The 14269-nt window shown below is 64.4% G+C and carries 13 protein-coding genes; 9 read left to right on the top strand and 4 right to left on the bottom strand.

The genetic code is table 11. The features are described 5' to 3' along the window. Positions 1 to 65: 65 nt before the first annotated feature. Together XI08_RS18955 and XI08_RS18950 are read right to left on the bottom strand one after the other, a co-directional pair. Positions 66 to 1610, bottom strand: coding sequence for an acyl-CoA synthetase (locus XI08_RS18955; protein ID WP_271575549.1), 1545 nt, complete (start codon positions 1608 to 1610; stop codon positions 66 to 68). Positions 1611 to 1789: 179 nt separating this feature from the next. Then, complete coding sequence (locus XI08_RS18950) at positions 1790 to 2962, bottom strand: acetyl-CoA C-acetyltransferase (protein WP_271575548.1); 1173 nt, start codon at positions 2960 to 2962, stop codon at positions 1790 to 1792. Positions 2963 to 3175: 213 nt separating this feature from the next. Between XI08_RS18950 and XI08_RS18945 the strand changes: the two genes are divergently transcribed. The 8 genes from XI08_RS18945 (at position 3176) to XI08_RS18910 (ending at position 12302) form a co-directional block, all read left to right on the top strand. Then, a complete protein-coding gene (locus XI08_RS18945; protein ID WP_442869839.1) occupies positions 3176 to 3778 on the top strand; it encodes a TetR family transcriptional regulator in 603 nt (200 codons plus the stop codon). 67 nt (positions 3779 to 3845) lie between these two features. Beyond that, entirely contained in the window at positions 3846 to 4604 is a 759-nt protein-coding gene (locus tag XI08_RS18940; protein WP_271575546.1) for an SDR family NAD(P)-dependent oxidoreductase, read from the top strand. 196 nt (positions 4605 to 4800) lie between these two features. Continuing rightward, the gene (locus tag XI08_RS18935; RefSeq protein WP_271575545.1) at positions 4801 to 5607 is read left to right on the top strand and encodes an enoyl-CoA hydratase/isomerase family protein; all 807 of its coding nucleotides are present in this window, start codon (positions 4801 to 4803) and stop codon (positions 5605 to 5607) included. A 43-nt stretch (positions 5608 to 5650) separates the two neighbouring features. After that, positions 5651 to 7522, top strand: a complete 1872-nt coding sequence (locus XI08_RS18930) for an AMP-binding protein (protein ID WP_271575544.1) — start codon at positions 5651 to 5653, stop codon at positions 7520 to 7522. A gap of 160 nt (positions 7523 to 7682) precedes the next feature. Next, positions 7683 to 8810 carry an acyl-CoA dehydrogenase family protein gene (locus XI08_RS18925; protein WP_092187376.1) on the top strand — a complete coding sequence of 376 codons (1128 nt, stop codon included), beginning with the start codon at positions 7683 to 7685 and terminating at the stop codon, positions 8808 to 8810. 136 nt (positions 8811 to 8946) lie between these two features. After that, positions 8947 to 10194, top strand: a complete 1248-nt coding sequence (locus tag XI08_RS18920; protein WP_271575543.1) for an acyl-CoA dehydrogenase — start codon at positions 8947 to 8949, stop codon at positions 10192 to 10194. 9 nt (positions 10195 to 10203) lie between these two features. Beyond that, positions 10204 to 11451, top strand: a complete 1248-nt coding sequence (locus XI08_RS18915; protein ID WP_271575542.1) for an acyl-CoA dehydrogenase — start codon at positions 10204 to 10206, stop codon at positions 11449 to 11451. A 137-nt stretch (positions 11452 to 11588) separates the two neighbouring features. After that, positions 11589 to 12302 carry a nitroreductase gene (locus tag XI08_RS18910; RefSeq protein ID WP_271575541.1) on the top strand — a complete coding sequence of 238 codons (714 nt, stop codon included), beginning with the start codon at positions 11589 to 11591 and terminating at the stop codon, positions 12300 to 12302. Between the two features lie 92 nt (positions 12303 to 12394). Here XI08_RS18910 and XI08_RS18905 read toward each other — a convergent pair whose 3' ends face one another. Together XI08_RS18905 and XI08_RS18900 are read right to left on the bottom strand one after the other, a co-directional pair. Further along, positions 12395 to 12943, bottom strand: coding sequence for a sigma-70 family RNA polymerase sigma factor (locus XI08_RS18905; protein WP_011090521.1), 549 nt, complete (start codon positions 12941 to 12943; stop codon positions 12395 to 12397). Beyond that, positions 12943 to 13176 (bottom strand): NepR family anti-sigma factor, encoded by a 234-nt coding sequence (locus tag XI08_RS18900; protein ID WP_027543308.1) that lies wholly within the window; start codon positions 13174 to 13176, stop codon positions 12943 to 12945. The genes XI08_RS18905 and XI08_RS18900 overlap by 1 nt, the downstream gene beginning before the upstream one ends. 225 nt (positions 13177 to 13401) lie before the next feature. On the opposite strand from XI08_RS18900, the gene XI08_RS18895 reads away from it, so the two are divergent. Beyond that, positions 13402 to 14208, top strand: coding sequence for a response regulator (locus tag XI08_RS18895; protein WP_027543307.1), 807 nt, complete (start codon positions 13402 to 13404; stop codon positions 14206 to 14208). Positions 14209 to 14269 lie beyond the last annotated feature (61 nt).

Below are 14269 nucleotides of genomic sequence, written 5' to 3'. Positions count from 1 at the left end.
ACTGTTTGTCTCTGCGAAAACAGAAGAGGTGGATTACGCTTCGCTAATCCACCCTACGAAGCGCCTTAAATCTTCGCTGCCGTCTTCGGCCAATATCTGTCGCGCAGGTGACGCTTCACCAGCTTGCCGGTCGGCGTGCGCGGCAGCTCGGCCTCGAAATCGATCGAGCGCGGGCACTTGATGGCGGAGAGGCGGCCCTTGCAGTAGGCGATCAGGTCGGCTTCCAGCGCCTTGCCCGCACGCGTCATGTCGTGCGGCTGCACCACCGCCTTCACCTCCTCGCCCATCTCCTCGTTCGGCACGCCGAACACGGCGACGTCGGCGACATCGGGGTGGGTGATGAGCACGTCCTCGGTCTCCTGCGGGTAGATGTTCACCCCGCCCGAGATAATCATGTAGGACTTGCGATCGGTGAGATAGAGAAAGCCGTCCTTGTCGAGATAGCCGACATCGCCGAGCGTCGACCAGCCCTTGGCGTTGTAGGCCTTCTTGGTCTTCTCGGGATCGTTGTGATAGGTGAAAACGGGCGCGTCGGCGAAATAGACCGTGCCGATCTCACCTAGCGGCTGCTCCTCGTCGTTCTCGTCGAGAATCTTGATCTTGCCGACCACGGCGCGGCCGACGCTGCCGCGATGCTCCAGCCATTCTTTCGAATTGCACACGGTGACGCCGTTACCTTCCGAGCCGGCGTAATACTCGATCAGGATCGGTCCCCACCATTCGATCATTGCTGCTTTGACGTCGACCGGGCAGGGGGCGGCGGCGTGGATGGCGCCCTTGAGCGTCGAGACGTTGTACTTCGTGCGGATCTCGTCCGGCAGCTTCAGCATGCGTACGAACATGGTCGGCACGAGCTGCGATTGCGTGATCTTGTACTTCTCGGCCAGCCTCAAGAACTCTTCGGCGTCAAAACGCTCCATGATGACGGAAGTGCCGCCGAGCACGATCGCCATCATGTTGAAGCGCAGGGGCGCCGCGTGATAGAGCGGCGCCGGCGAGAGATACGTGCTCTCCGCATTCATGCCGCACATGTCGGCGCATAGCACGCGCAGGAAGGCGTTCGGCAGGTCGATCCTGTTGCCCTCGAACGCCTTCTTGATGCCCTTGGGCCGGCCGGTGGTGCCGGACGAGTACAGCATGTCGTAGCCGGCGACCTCGTCGGCAATCGGTGTCGTTGGCTGCGCGGCGGCTTCCTTGTCGTAGGAACGGAATCCGGGCAGCGGCTCGTCCATCATGTAGAAGACCGGCTCGTCGGGCGTACCCTTGATCAGGGCCTTGATCTGGTCGGCGCATTTCGGCGTGGTGATCACGACCTTGGCCCCGCAATCGGCGATGATGTAGTCGATCTCGTCTTGCTTCAGATAGCGGCTGATCGCGGTGTAATAGAGCCCGCTGCGCTGCGCGGCCCAGCAGATCTCCATGAAGGCAAGCCGGTTCTCCATCAACAGCGCGATGTGGTCGCCGGCCTTCAGGCCGAGCGAGCGGAACAGGTGTGCGCCCTGGTTCGAGAGCTCGTCGAGCTCGCGATAGGTGATCGCCTTGCCGGTGCCGGCCATCTGGTAGGCGATCTTGTTCGGCGTGGTCTTCGCGTAGACGGACGGATGGGTCATAAGCGTAGGTCCCAAAAGGCACACGAGATGTCGTTCCGGCGAAAGCCGGGACCCATAACCACAGGGCGTCGTTTGGCGGAGGGTCGTCGTTCGGTACTGCGACCAACCACGATCGATAGATTTCGCGGTATGGGTCCCGGCTTTCGCCGGGACGACACCGCTAGTGTGGCAGCAGCAGCTTACAGCCGCTCCACGATCGTCACATTGGCCATGCCGCCGCCTTCGCACATGGTTTGCAGGCCATAACGCTTGCCACGCTGGTGCAGCGCGTGGACCAGCGTCGTCATCAGCTTGGTGCCGGAGCCGCCGAGCGGATGGCCGAGCGCGATGGCGCCGCCATTGACGTTGAGCCGCTCCGGATCGGCGCCGGTGGTCTTCAGCCAAGCGGTCGGCACCGAGGCGAAGGCCTCGTTGACCTCGAACAGGTCGATGTCGCCGATCGTCATGCCGGCCTTCTCCAGCGCGCGCTTGGTGGCGTGCAGCGGCGCGTCCAGCATGATCACGGGATCGCCGCCCATCATGGTCATGTGATGGACGCGCGCGAGCGGCTTGACGCCGAGCTGCTTCAACCCGCGCTCGTTCACCACCATGACGCCGGAAGCGCCGTCGCAGATCTGGCTGGCGCTGGCCGCGGAGAGCTTGCCGTTCTCGGCGATCAGCTTGACGCCCTTGATGCCGTCGAGCGTGGCGTCGAAGCGGATGCCCTCGTCGATGTGGTGGGTATCCTTGCTGCCGTCGGCGCGGGTGATCTCGAACGGCACGATCTCCTTCTTGAAGTGACCGGCTTGCGTCGCCGCGATCGCGCGCTGATGGCTGTTGAAGGAATATTCGTCGAGGTCATTCTTGGAGAGGCCGTACTTCTCGGCCATCATCTCCGCGCCGGTGAACTGGCTGAACACGATGTTGGGGTACTTCGCCTCGATGCCCGGGCTCTTGTAATTGCCAAAGCCGTTCTTGGCCGGGAGCTGCGAGGACAGGCCCATCGGCACGCGCGTCATCGATTCCACGCCGGCGGCGATCACGACGTCCATCGCACCGGACATCACGGCTTGGGCCGCGAAGTGCAGCGCCTGCTGCGAGGAGCCGCACTGGCGGTCGATCGAGGTGCCCGGCACGCTTTCCGGCAGCTTCGAGGCCATGATCGCATTGCGCGCGACGTTGTTGGACTGTTCGCCGACCTGCATCACGCAGCCCATGATCACGTCCTCGACCAGGGCCGGATCGACCTTGGTGCGATCGACCAACTCGTCCAGCACCTTGGCGGCGAGATCGGCCGGATGCCAGCCGGCGAGGCGGCCCCCCTTGCGCCCGCCGGCGGTACGCGCAGCGGCGACGATGTAAGCCTCGGCCATTTCGGTTTCTCCCTGAATTTTTCTGGATCGGGTTGGTTGTCGGGGCGGATTAAAAGGGCGCGACATCATTTAGTCAATCGATCAATTAACTCTTGTGATGAGGCGCTGCTTGGGCTTATCTGCCCCCCGCTTCAAGCAGCGAGGACAGGGAACTCCGTGGCTACCAGCGTACCGACCAAGCTCCCCAGCGGAAAGAATTCCACGGCAGGGAAATTGCTCGTGGCCGCAAGCGAGCTGATGATCGAACGTTCCTCGATCGAGATTTCGCTCTCCGACATCGCCCAGAAGTCGGGCGCCAACGCCGCGCTGGTCAAATATCATTTCGGCAACAAGGACGGCCTGCTGTTGGCGCTGCTCGAGCGCGACGCGGGAACGGAGCTGTCCAACCTCGAATATCTGCTGGCCCAGCCGATCACGCCGACCGCGAAGCTGAAGCTGCATATTGGCGGCATCATCCGGGCCTATCACCGGTTCCCCTACATGAACCGGCTGATCCACTATCTCCTGCACGAGAGCGTTGCCGGCTCCGCCGACGAAGTCTCGAAATTCTTCGTCGCGCCGCTGCTGGATTTTCATCGCCGCCTGCTCGCCGAAGGCGTCAGCAGCGGCGAATTCCGTCAGACCGATCCGGTGCTGTTCTACACCAGCCTGATCGGCGCCTGCGATCACCTGTTCTTCGGCCGGCACGCGATGTCTCGCGCGACCGGCGTCGGCCCGGTCACCGACGAAGTCTGCCGGCAATACATCAAGCACATGGAAACGCTGATCTGCGGCGGCATCCTCACGCAAGCCGAGGAAGCTGCCGCGGCCGGATGATCCGGCCGAACCCGTCAAGTCCAGAGAAGAAACGCCCAAGGAAAAGGTAGAGGAAAGGTAGCTTACGATGCAGCTGAAAGACGTAGCCGTTCTCATCACCGGCGGTGGTTCGGGCCTTGGTGCCGCGACCGCCCGCGCCATGGCCGCCAAGGGCGCCAAGATCGGCGTGATCGACCAGAGCAAGGAAAACGCCGAGAAGGTGGCCGCCGAGGTGAAGGGCGTCGCGCTGCATGCCGACGTCACCGACGAGGACGGCATCAAGGCTGCGATCGCCAAGGCCGAAGCCGCGCATGGCGTCGCCCGCGTGCTGATGAACTGCGCCGGCATCGGCGGCTCGCAGCGCATCGTCGGCAAGGACGGCGTCTATCCGCTCGCCAAGTTCGCCCGCATCATCAACGTCAATTTGATCGGCACGTTCAACTGCCTGCGGCTGTTCGCGGAGCGCCTGGTCAGCGTCGAGCCGATTGGCGAGGAGCGCGGTGTCATCATCAACACCGCGTCGGTGGCGGCCTATGAAGGTCAGATCGGCCAGATCGCCTATGCGGCGTCGAAGGGTGGCGTCGTCGGCCTCACGCTGCCGGCCGCGCGCGACTTCGCGAGCCAGAAGATCCGCGTCAACACCATCGCGCCCGGCCTGTTCCTGACGCCGCTGCTGATGGGCCTGAACGAAGAGGCCCGCAAGAGCCTTGGCGCCCAGGTGCCGCATCCCGCGCGCCTTGGCGATGCCGCTGAATACGGCTCGCTGGCCGTGCACATCGTCGAGAACCCGATGCTGAACGGCGAGACCATCCGCCTCGACGGCGCCATCCGCATGGCGCCGCGGTAAAGCTCTCTTCCCGTCTCCCCCTGTGGGAGAAGGTGGCGCGCGCAGCGCGACGGATGAGGGGTTCTCTCCGCGATCTCACCTGTGGAGGCAGACCCCTCACCCGAGCGAATGCGCGGCGAGCGACGTACATGCCCTCTCCCACAAGGGGAGAGGGCGCAGCAATCGGCACCATTGTTGCGGATGAAGGAAGTCGCGCATGTCCCAACCGCTGCTGATCGAGCATGACGACGGCCTCGACCGGGTGACGCTCAATCGTCCTGACAGCCTCAACGCACTCGATCCCGCGCTGATCGATGCGCTCAACGTCTATTTCCAGGGCCTCCAGCGCAACCGCGAGACGCGCGTTGTAGTGCTGAAGGGCGCCGGCAAGAATTTTTGCGCGGGCCTCGATCTCAAGGCCGCGATGGCGCGCCGGGCTGGGCAGCAGGAGCCGCCCGGCGTCACCGAATCCCTGGACTCGCAGCGGCGCATCGCCGACATCGTGATGCTGATGCGGCGCTGTCCGCAGCCGATCCTGGCGCTGGTGCAGGGCGCGGCGGCCGGCGGCGGCTTTGCGCTGGCGCTGGCGGCCGACATCCGCATCGCGACGAAGTCGGCGCGGATGAACTGCGCCTTCATCAAGCTCGGCCTTGGCGGCTGCGACATCGGCACCAGCTATTTTCTGCCGCGCCTCGTCGGTGTCTCCGTCGCCTCCGAGCTGATCCTCACGGGGCGCTTCATCGGCGCCGAGCGGGCGCTCGCGGTCGGTCTCGTCTCCGAGGTCGTCGACGAGGACAAGCTCGATGACGCGGCCGAGCCTTACATCGATGCGATGATCACGGCCTCGCCGGTAGGTCTGCGCCTCTCGAAAGAGTGCCTCAACATGAGCGTCGATGCCGGATCGCTGGAAGCTGTTATCGCGATGGAAGACCGCAATCAGGTCCTGTGCAGCCGCTCCGAGGAATTTTCGGAAGGCATCAGGGCCTTCCTTGAGAAGCGAAAGCCTGTCTATATCAGGCGCTGAACGACGAAGATCCGCAAAGGACAGTAATTCCGGGAGACGCAAAATGAGTGGAAGCGCGGCGGCGGTGATGACGAAGCCCGCCTTTCGCAAGGTCGAGTGGCTGGCACGCGACATCGACGTCGAGCGCCGCGGCGACGGCACGGTGGTGCTGAAGTCGCGCATTCCGCTGCAACCTCACGAGAGGCACATCCCGGCCTCGCTCGCCAAATGGGCGAGGGAAGCACCCGAGCGCGTCTGGCTCGCCCAGCGCGGCGGCCCGAACCGCGAATGGCGGAAGGTCTCTTACGGCGACGCCAAGCGCACCGTGGATTCGCTGACGCAAGGCCTGCTCAATCTTGGCCTCAATGGCCGCCCGGTCACGATCCTGTCCGGCAACTCGATCGAGCATGCGCTGATGACGCAGGCGGCGATGCAGGCGCGCGTTCCGGCGGCTCCCGTGTCGCCGGCCTACTCGCTGATGAGCCATGATCACGTCAAGCTGAAATACCTGTTCGACCTGATCAAGCCGGCCGTGGTGATGGTGCAGGACGGGCCGACCTTCGAGAAGGCACTCAAAGCGCTCGATCTCACCGGCGTCACCGTGGTCCACGTCCTGCGTCCCTGCGACGGCATCAAGAGCGTCAGCTTTGCCGAGCTTGCGGCAACGCCGGTGACCGCCGCCGTCGCGGAGTCGATTGACAAAATCACGCCCGACACCGTCGGCAAGCTGCTCTTCACCTCCGGTTCGACCGGCATGCCGAAAGCCGTCATCAACACGCAGCGCATGATGTGCGCCAATGCCGCGATGATGATGCAGGTGCGGCCGCGCGATCCAGGCGGTCCGATCTCGACCATGCTGGACTGGATGCCCTGGAACCACACGATGGGCGGCAATGCCGCGTTCCATCCCATCCTGGTCGACGGCGGCACGCTCTATATCGACGACGGCCGGCCGATGCCGGGCCAGTTCGAGGAGACGCTGCGCAATCTGCACGAGATCGCGCCGACCTATTACGCCAACGTGCCCGCCGGCTATGCCGCGCTCGCCGCTGCCATGGAGAAGGACGATGCGCTGTGCCGCTCCTTCTTCAAGAACCTGTCGATCATGGCCTATGGCGGCGCGCGGCTGCCTGACGATCTCTATGAGCGCATGCAGGCCCTCGCGGTGAAGACCACCGGCGAGCGCATCGTGTTCTATACCGGCTGGGGCTCGACCGAGACCGCGCCGACCTCGACCGGCACCTATTGGGACACCGAGCGCGTCGGCCTGATCGGCCTGCCGTTTCCCGGCGTCGAATTGAAGATGGTGCCGTGCGGCTCGAAATACGAGCTGCGCCTGCGCGGCGTCAACGTCACGCCCGGCTATTTCGGCCAGCCGGATCTGACCAGGAAGATGTTCGACGAGGAAGGCTTCTACTGCATCGGCGACGCCGGCATCTTCGTCGACGACGCCGATCCGGTGAAGGGCATCGTCTTTGCCGGGCGCGTCGTCGAAGACTTCAAGCTGACCACCGGCACGTTCGTCCATGTCGGCTCGCTCCGCACCGACACCATCGCAGCCGCAACGCCCGTCGTGCATGACGCGCTGGTCGCGGGGCAGGATCGCGCCTTCATCGGCCTGCTCGCCTGGCCGAACCTGCATGCCTGCCGCCAGCTTGTCGGCAATCCCGATCTCAGCTTTGAGCAGGCCGTGAAACATCCCGAGGTGATCGCCTGTTTCAGGCGCGGTCTGGAAGCGCACAACAGGGAGTGCGAAGGCGCCAGCAGCCGCATCATCGCGCGCGCCATGCTGATGGTCGAGCCGCCCTCGATCGACGGCAATGAGCTGACCGACAAGGGCTACATCAACCAGCGCGCCGGCCTGGAGCGCCGGGCTGTGCTGGTGGAGCGGCTCTATGCGGACAAGCCGGATCAGGATGTGATCGTGCTGCGATGAAGCACTCCTCTCTCCATTCGTCATTCCGGGGCGCGCATAGCGCGAACCCGGAATCCATCGGGCCGCATACGCGTGGCGAAATGGATTCCGGGCTCGCGACTTCGTCGCGCCCCGGAATGACGGCATCAATTCAAGTGACCCAATAAGAAGGCAGGCCGCCATGAACTTCGACTTCTCCGACGACCAGAAGCAACTCCGCGACCAGGCGCGCAAATTCCTCACCGAAAAATGCTCGCCCAAGGCGGTGCGCGTCGTGCTTGACGGCAAGGCACCCTACGACAAGGAACTCTGGAAGGGCCTCGCCGAGATGGGCTTCCTCGGCGTCGCGATCCCCGAGGAATTCGGCGGCGCCGGCGCCGGCCATCTCGAGCTGTGCGTGATCGCGGAAGAGATGGGCCGGGCCAACGCGCCGGTGCCGTTCTCCTCGACCGTTTATCTCGCCGCCGAAGCGCTGCTGATCGCCGGCAGCGATGCGCAAAAGAAAAAGTGGCTTCCCGCGATCGCCTCGGGCGAGGCGATCGGGACGCTGGCGCTGTTCGAGGGCAAGGGCAATCCGTCGCCGAAGGCCATCAAGCTGACTGCTGCGAATGGCGTGCTCAACGGCGTCAAGAAGCCCGTGGCCGATGGCGCGATCGCCGACTTCGCCGTCGTTGCAGCGCGCACGGGGTCGAGCGGGCGTGAGAGCGACATCTCGCTGTTCCTGGTCGATCTCAAGGGCGGCGGCGTCGAGGTGAAAAGCCTGACCAACCTTGATCCGACGCGTGGCCAGGCGGAGATCACTTTCAAGGACTGCAAGGCCGAGCCGCTGGGCGCGGCCGGCGAGGGCTGGAGCATCCTCACCCAGGTGCTCGACCGTGCCGCGGTGCTGTGCGCCTTCGAGCAGGTTGGCGGCTCCGACCGCGCGCTGGAGATGGGCCGCGACTATGCGCTCGACCGCATTGCCTTCGGCCGCCAGATCGGCTCGTTCCAGGCGGTGAAGCACATGCTCGCCGACATGTACGTCTCGGCGACGCTGGCGCGCTCCAACAGCTATTACGGCGCCTGGGCGCTTTCGACCAATGCGTCCGAATTGCCGGAAGCCGCCGCCGCCGCCCGCATCAGCGCGACGCAGGCGTTCCAGCACTGCGCCAAGAACAACATCCAGGTGCACGGCGGCATGGGTTTCACGTGGGAGTTCGACTGCCACATGTACTACCGCCGGGCGAACGCGATGGCGCTGGCCCTCGGCAGCCTGTCCTATTGGGAAGACCAGTTGATCGACCGCATGCGCAAGAAGAACGCGGCTTGATGTCATTCCGGGGCGCCGCAACGCGGCGAACGATGATGTGCAATTGCACATCTGAGAATCCAGAGATGAGTGAATAACATCTAGATTCCGGGTTCGCACTGCGTGCGCCCCGGAATGACGGATAAAGAGAGACGTCATGAACTTCGACGACACCCCGCAAGAGGCCGAATTTCGCGCCACCGCACGCGCCTGGATCGCAGCGAACGCGCCCAGGCAGTACGAGGACGAGCTGCGCAAATCCTCGCTTGGCCGCACCCAGCTCAAGAACGCTGACATCCTCGAGGTCGCCAAGGCCTGGCAGAAGAAGAAGGCCGATGCCGGCTGGGCCTGCCTGCACTGGCCGAAGGAATATGGCGGCCGTGGATCGTCGCCGATCGAGCGCGTGATCTGGCAGCAGGAAGAGGGGCCGTTCGGCAAGCTCTCCCATATGTTCATCATCGGCCACGGCATGTGCGGGCCGACCGTGATGGCATTCGCACGGGAGGAGCATAAGCGCACCTATCTGCCGCCGCTCGCATCAGGCGAAAAGGTGTGGTGCCAGCTGTTCTCCGAGCCGGCCGGCGGCTCCGACGTTGCCGGCTTGCGCACGCGGGCAGAGAAGGACGGTGATGAATGGGTCATCAACGGCCAGAAGATCTGGACGTCGGGCGCGCATTACTCCGACTACGGCATCCTGCTCACCCGTACCGATCCGACCGTGCCCAAGCACAAGGGCCTCACCATGTTCTTCCTGGACATGAAGAGCGAGGGGGTCGAGGTGCGGCCGATCAAGCAGGCGAGCGGTGCTTCCGACTTCAACGAGGTCTATTTCACCAACGTGCGTATCCCCGACCATCAGCGTCTCGGCGAGGTCGGTGACGGCTGGAACGTCTCGCTGACCACGCTGATGAACGAGCGCATGTCGATCGGCGCGGGCGTCTCGACCGGTTTCCCCGAACTGTTCGACTATTGCTCCAGCCTGATGCTGGACGACGGTCCGGCGATCGAGGATCGGGCGGTGCGCTCGAAGCTCGCCAACTGGGCGGTGAAGGCGAGCGGCCTGCGCTACACCAGCATGCGCGCGATCTCGGCGCTGTCGAAGGGCGAGCGGCCGGGGCCGGAGAACTCCATCGGCAAGCTCGTTGCCGGGTCGATGATCCAGGACGTTGCGACCTACGCGCTGGACTTGCAGGGCGCGAGCGGTGTCATCAGCGGCCCCGAGGATGCCGAAGTCGCCGGCCGCTTCCAGGCCATGCTGCTGCGCGCGCCGGGCACCCGTGTCGAAGGCGGCACCGACGAGATCATGCGCAACATCATCGCCGAGCGTGTGCTGGGCCTGCCCGGCGACATCCGCGTCGACAAGGACGTGCCGTTCAACAAGATCCCGACGAAGGGAAGAGGTTAGAGGTCCGCCATGAATTTCGACGACACCCCGCAGGAAGCCGCATTCCGCGAGACCGCGCGCAAATGGGTCGAGGCCAACGCGCCGAAGGAGTTTTTGGCGGAGCTGTCCAAATCCTCGCTCGGCCGCATCCGGCTCGCCCAGCACGACATCGTCGATGTCGGCAAGGCCTGGCAGAAGAAGAAGGCGGAGGGCGGCTGGGCCTGCCTGCACTGGCCGAAGGAATATGGCGGCCGCGGCGCCACGCCGATCGAGCGCGTGATCTGGCAGCAGGAGGAGGGCGTCTACGGCAAGCTGACGCAGCCGTTCCAGATCGGCGAAGGCATGTGCGGCCCGACCGTGATGGCCTTCGGCAGCGAGGACGCCAAGCGCCGGTACTTGCCGAAGCTCGCCTCGGGCGAGGAGATCTGGTGCCAGCTCTTCTCCGAACCCTCGGCCGGCTCGGATGTCGCGGGCTTGCGCACGCGCGCGGAGAAGAAGGGCGACAATTGGGTCGTCAACGGCCAGAAGATCTGGACCTCGGGCGCGCATTATTCCGACTTCGGCCTTCTGATCGCGCGCACCGATCCGAACGTGCCCAAGCACAAGGGCCTCACCATGTTCTTCCTGGACATGAAGAGCGAGGGGGTCGAGGTGCGGCCGATCAAGCAGGCCAACGGCATGCAGGAGTTCAACGAGGTCTATTTCACCGACGTGGTGATCCCTGACAGCCAGCGCCTCGGCGCCGTCGGCGAGGGCTGGAGCGTCTCGCTGACCACGCTGATGAACGAGCGCATGTCGATCGGCTCGCGGCTTGCGACCGGCGTCCCTGAAATGTTCGAGTTCTGCGCGAACCTGATGCTCGAGGACGGGCTCGCCATCGACGATCCTGCGGTGCGTTCCAAGCTTGCGAGCTGGGCGGTGAAGTCGAGCGGGCTGAAATATACCAGCTACCGCGCGATCTCGGCGCTGTCGAAAGGCGAGCGGCCGGGCCCGGAGAACTCGATCGGCAAGCTGGTCTCGGGCATGATGCTCCAGGACATCGCGACCTACGCCATGGACCTCCAGGGCGCGGCCGGCGTTCTCACCGGCAGCGACGAGGAGACGGTGCAGGGCCAGTTCCAGCAGATGCTGCTGTCCTCGCCCTCGATGCGCATCGCCGGCGGCACCGACGAGATCCTGCGCAACATCATCGCAGAGCGCGTGCTGGGCCTGCCGGGCGACATCCGCGTCGACAAGGACGTGCCGTATAACAAGATCCCGACCAAGGGGCGGGGGTAGCCGTCATTCCGGGGCGATGCGAAGCATCGAACTATGATGTGCAATTGCACATCTGAGAATCTAGAGATGAGTGAATAACATCTAGATTCCGGGTTCGCGCTGCGCGCGCCCCGGAATGACAACGAAGAGAGCATGCCATGGACGCGAAAACACCGAACGCCCGCCACTCTACCCAGGACCGCATCGGCGTGCTCGAAGAGCTCCTCAACGAGCGCTACTCGGTGCGCGCCTTCCTGCCCAGGGAGGTCGATCGCGCCACCATCGAGCATGTGCTGAAGACCGCGCAGCGCACCGCGTCCTGGTGCAACAGCCAGCCCTGGCAGGTCATCATCGCCAGCGGCGAGGCCAAGGAGCGCTTTCGCCAGCTGATCTACAAGGAAGCCTCCGGCGGACTCGGCGACGATTACGATTTCATCCCGCCGCGCGAATATGTCGGCGTCTATCTCGATCGCCGCCGCGAAAGCGGGTTTCAGCTCTACAACACGCTCGGGATCCCCCGCGGCGACAAGATGGGCTACGCCAAGCAGGCGCTGGAGAACTACAATTTCTTCGGCGCGCCGCATGTCGCTGTCATCCACACCAACGAGCCGCTCGGCATCTACGGCGCGATCGATTGCGGCGCCTATGTCTCCAATTTCATGCTGGCCGCCCAGGCGCTCGGGCTCGGCACCATTCCGCAGGCCGCGCTGGCGCGGCACTCCGGCCTGATCCGCCGTCACTTCAATCTGCCCGATGACCGCCGCGTCGTTTGCGGCATCTCGTTCGGCTATGCCGACCACGCCCACAAGGTCAACAGCTACCGCACCTCGCGGGCGAGCGTCGCCGAGACCGTGACCTTCATGGACAAGTGAGCGGCCCAAGCAGCGCCATCGGACGCACGGAAAGGCGGCCGCGTGAACGGCCGCCTTTCCATTTGTCGCCTCAGTCCGATGACGGCCTGCCGCTATCCGCCGCTGCCGCCGATCACGGCGCGGACGGTCTCGTCGGGCCCGAAATCCTCGGCGCCGTCGACATAGAGCAGCGCGGCGAGTTTCGAACGTGCACGGTTGACCCGGCTCTTGATCGTGCCGACCGCACAGCCGCAGATCGACGCTGCATCCTCATAGGAGAAGCCGGAGGCGCCGACCAGGATGAGCGCTTCGCGCTGGTCCTGCGGGAGCTTTTCGAGCGCGGTGCGAAACTCCTCGAACTCGAGATGCGCGTTCTGCGAGGGCTGTGTCTTCAGCGTCTTCGCATAATTGCCCTCGGCGTCCTCGACCTCGCGCCGCCGCTTGCGATAGTCGGAGCGGAACAGGTTGCGCAGGATCGTGAACAGCCAGGCCGGCAGGTTGGAGCCGGGCTGGAAGGAGTCGATGTTGGCTAGCGCACGCAACAGCGTTTCCTGCACCAGATCGTCGGCGCGGTCGGCGTTGCCGCTGAGCGAGATCGCGAACGCGCGCAGACTTGGCACGGCCGCAAGGATGTCGTTACGCAGGGAGTCCGTGAGAGGCATTAATCCCTCCCATTGTTGTTGTCGTTGGATCCGCCCTCATTTTCCACGTGGGGTGTCGCTCCCGGCGCATCAAGCTTCTTGATCAGTTCCGCGAACCGATCCGGAACCCCCTGCCGGACGACGTCGTCGTACATGGCGCGGAGTTGATGCCCGATCCGGGATTGGATCTCCGGAGTGAGCCCTCCCTTGCCGGGGGTCGTGCTTTTGCTGGCTTGAGACTTGAGATCTTTCATGACCTGTTCCACGTTTCCCCGAGTTAAGTGACTGTAAATTCGAGAAGTTTTCTCAACCGGGAGCCGTTCCCTGGATAGGCTCAATTCCAGGTTCGAGAAAAAGTTCCGCCGGCTACGGAACTTTTCTTGCCTTGAGACGTAGACAGCCCGAGCAGGGGAACCCGGGCCTCCCCTCGTGATCTCTCTAAGTCTTCTAAGGTCGGTCCGAAGATGAATGGAGTGGGGATGTCCCGTTCACAGCTTGTCGCTGAACACTTGCCGTTGTTGCGCCGGTATGCACGCGCCCTGACGGGCAGCCAGGCTTCCGGCGACGCCTATGTCGCAGCCATGTTGGAAGCCATGCTCGGGGATCCCGCCGTGCTCGACGAGAGCCATGGGCCGCGGGCCGGCCTGTTCCGGCTGTTCACCCAGATCTGGAATTCCGTCTCCGTCAACGACGACGCCGAGGTGACGACCCTGCCGATGCCGCCGGAGCGGCGGCTGTCGAACATCACGCCGCTGCCGCGGCAGGCCTTCCTGCTGCTTTCGCTCGAGGGATTTTCCGAGGAGGAAGTCGCCTACATCCTCGGCACCGATGTCGCCGAGACGCGGCGGCTCGCGGACGCTGCGGGACGCGAGATGGCGGCGGAGATCGCCACCGAAGTGCTGATCATCGAGGACGAGACCTTCATCGCCATGGATCTCGAGAGCCTGGTGAAGAATCTCGGCCACAACGTCGTCGGCGTCGCGCGCACCCATGCCGATGCTGTGGCGCTGGCCAAGAACAGGCGGCCCGGCCTGATCCTCGCCGACATCCAGCTCGCCGACGGATCGTCGGGTCTCGATGCGGTCAACGAATTGCTGCGCACCTTCGAGGTGCCGGTGGTGTTCATCACGGCCTATCCGGAGCGCTTCCTCACCGGCGAGCGCCCCGAGCCGGCGTTCCTGATCTCGAAGCCGTTCCAGCCGGCGATGGTGTCGGCGGTGGCAAGCCAGGCGCTGTTCTTCCAGCGCAACTCGCGCAACCGCGCCCCGAAGGCGCCGGCGGCGTAAGGAAGTCTCTATCGAATAAGAGAACGGCGCGTCGCAAGGCGCGCCGTCTTTTTTACTCGCC

This window comes from Bradyrhizobium sp. CCBAU 11361, from assembly GCF_028128935.1.
GTDB lineage: Bacteria > Pseudomonadota > Alphaproteobacteria > Rhizobiales > Xanthobacteraceae > Bradyrhizobium > Bradyrhizobium niftali.
Note: the sequence above shows the minus strand (reverse complement) of the source record. Positions and strands in the feature narration are given on the sequence as shown.

Bases quoted from the DNA above. Each gene is read 5' to 3' on its own strand.
- XI08_RS18905 (WP_011090521.1), bottom strand. From the start codon at position 12,943: ATGCCTCTCACGGACTCCCTGCGTAACGACATCCTTGCGGCCGTGCCA.
- XI08_RS18900 (WP_027543308.1), bottom strand. From the start codon at position 13,176: ATGAAAGATCTCAAGTCTCAAGCCAGCAAAAGCACGACCCCCGGCAAG.
- XI08_RS18910 (WP_271575541.1), top strand. From the start codon at position 11,589: ATGGACGCGAAAACACCGAACGCCCGCCACTCTACCCAGGACCGCATC.
- XI08_RS18895 (WP_027543307.1), top strand. From the start codon at position 13,402: ATGTCCCGTTCACAGCTTGTCGCTGAACACTTGCCGTTGTTGCGCCGG.
- XI08_RS18925 (WP_092187376.1), top strand. From the start codon at position 7,683: ATGAACTTCGACTTCTCCGACGACCAGAAGCAACTCCGCGACCAGGCG.
- XI08_RS18950 (WP_271575548.1), bottom strand. From the start codon at position 2,962: ATGGCCGAGGCTTACATCGTCGCCGCTGCGCGTACCGCCGGCGGGCGC.
- XI08_RS18935 (WP_271575545.1), top strand. From the start codon at position 4,801: ATGTCCCAACCGCTGCTGATCGAGCATGACGACGGCCTCGACCGGGTG.
- XI08_RS18955 (WP_271575549.1), bottom strand. From the start codon at position 1,610: ATGACCCATCCGTCCGTCTACGCGAAGACCACGCCGAACAAGATCGCC.
- XI08_RS18920 (WP_271575543.1), top strand. From the start codon at position 8,947: ATGAACTTCGACGACACCCCGCAAGAGGCCGAATTTCGCGCCACCGCA.
- XI08_RS18915 (WP_271575542.1), top strand. From the start codon at position 10,204: ATGAATTTCGACGACACCCCGCAGGAAGCCGCATTCCGCGAGACCGCG.
- XI08_RS18930 (WP_271575544.1), top strand. From the start codon at position 5,651: ATGAGTGGAAGCGCGGCGGCGGTGATGACGAAGCCCGCCTTTCGCAAG.
- XI08_RS18940 (WP_271575546.1), top strand. From the start codon at position 3,846: ATGCAGCTGAAAGACGTAGCCGTTCTCATCACCGGCGGTGGTTCGGGC.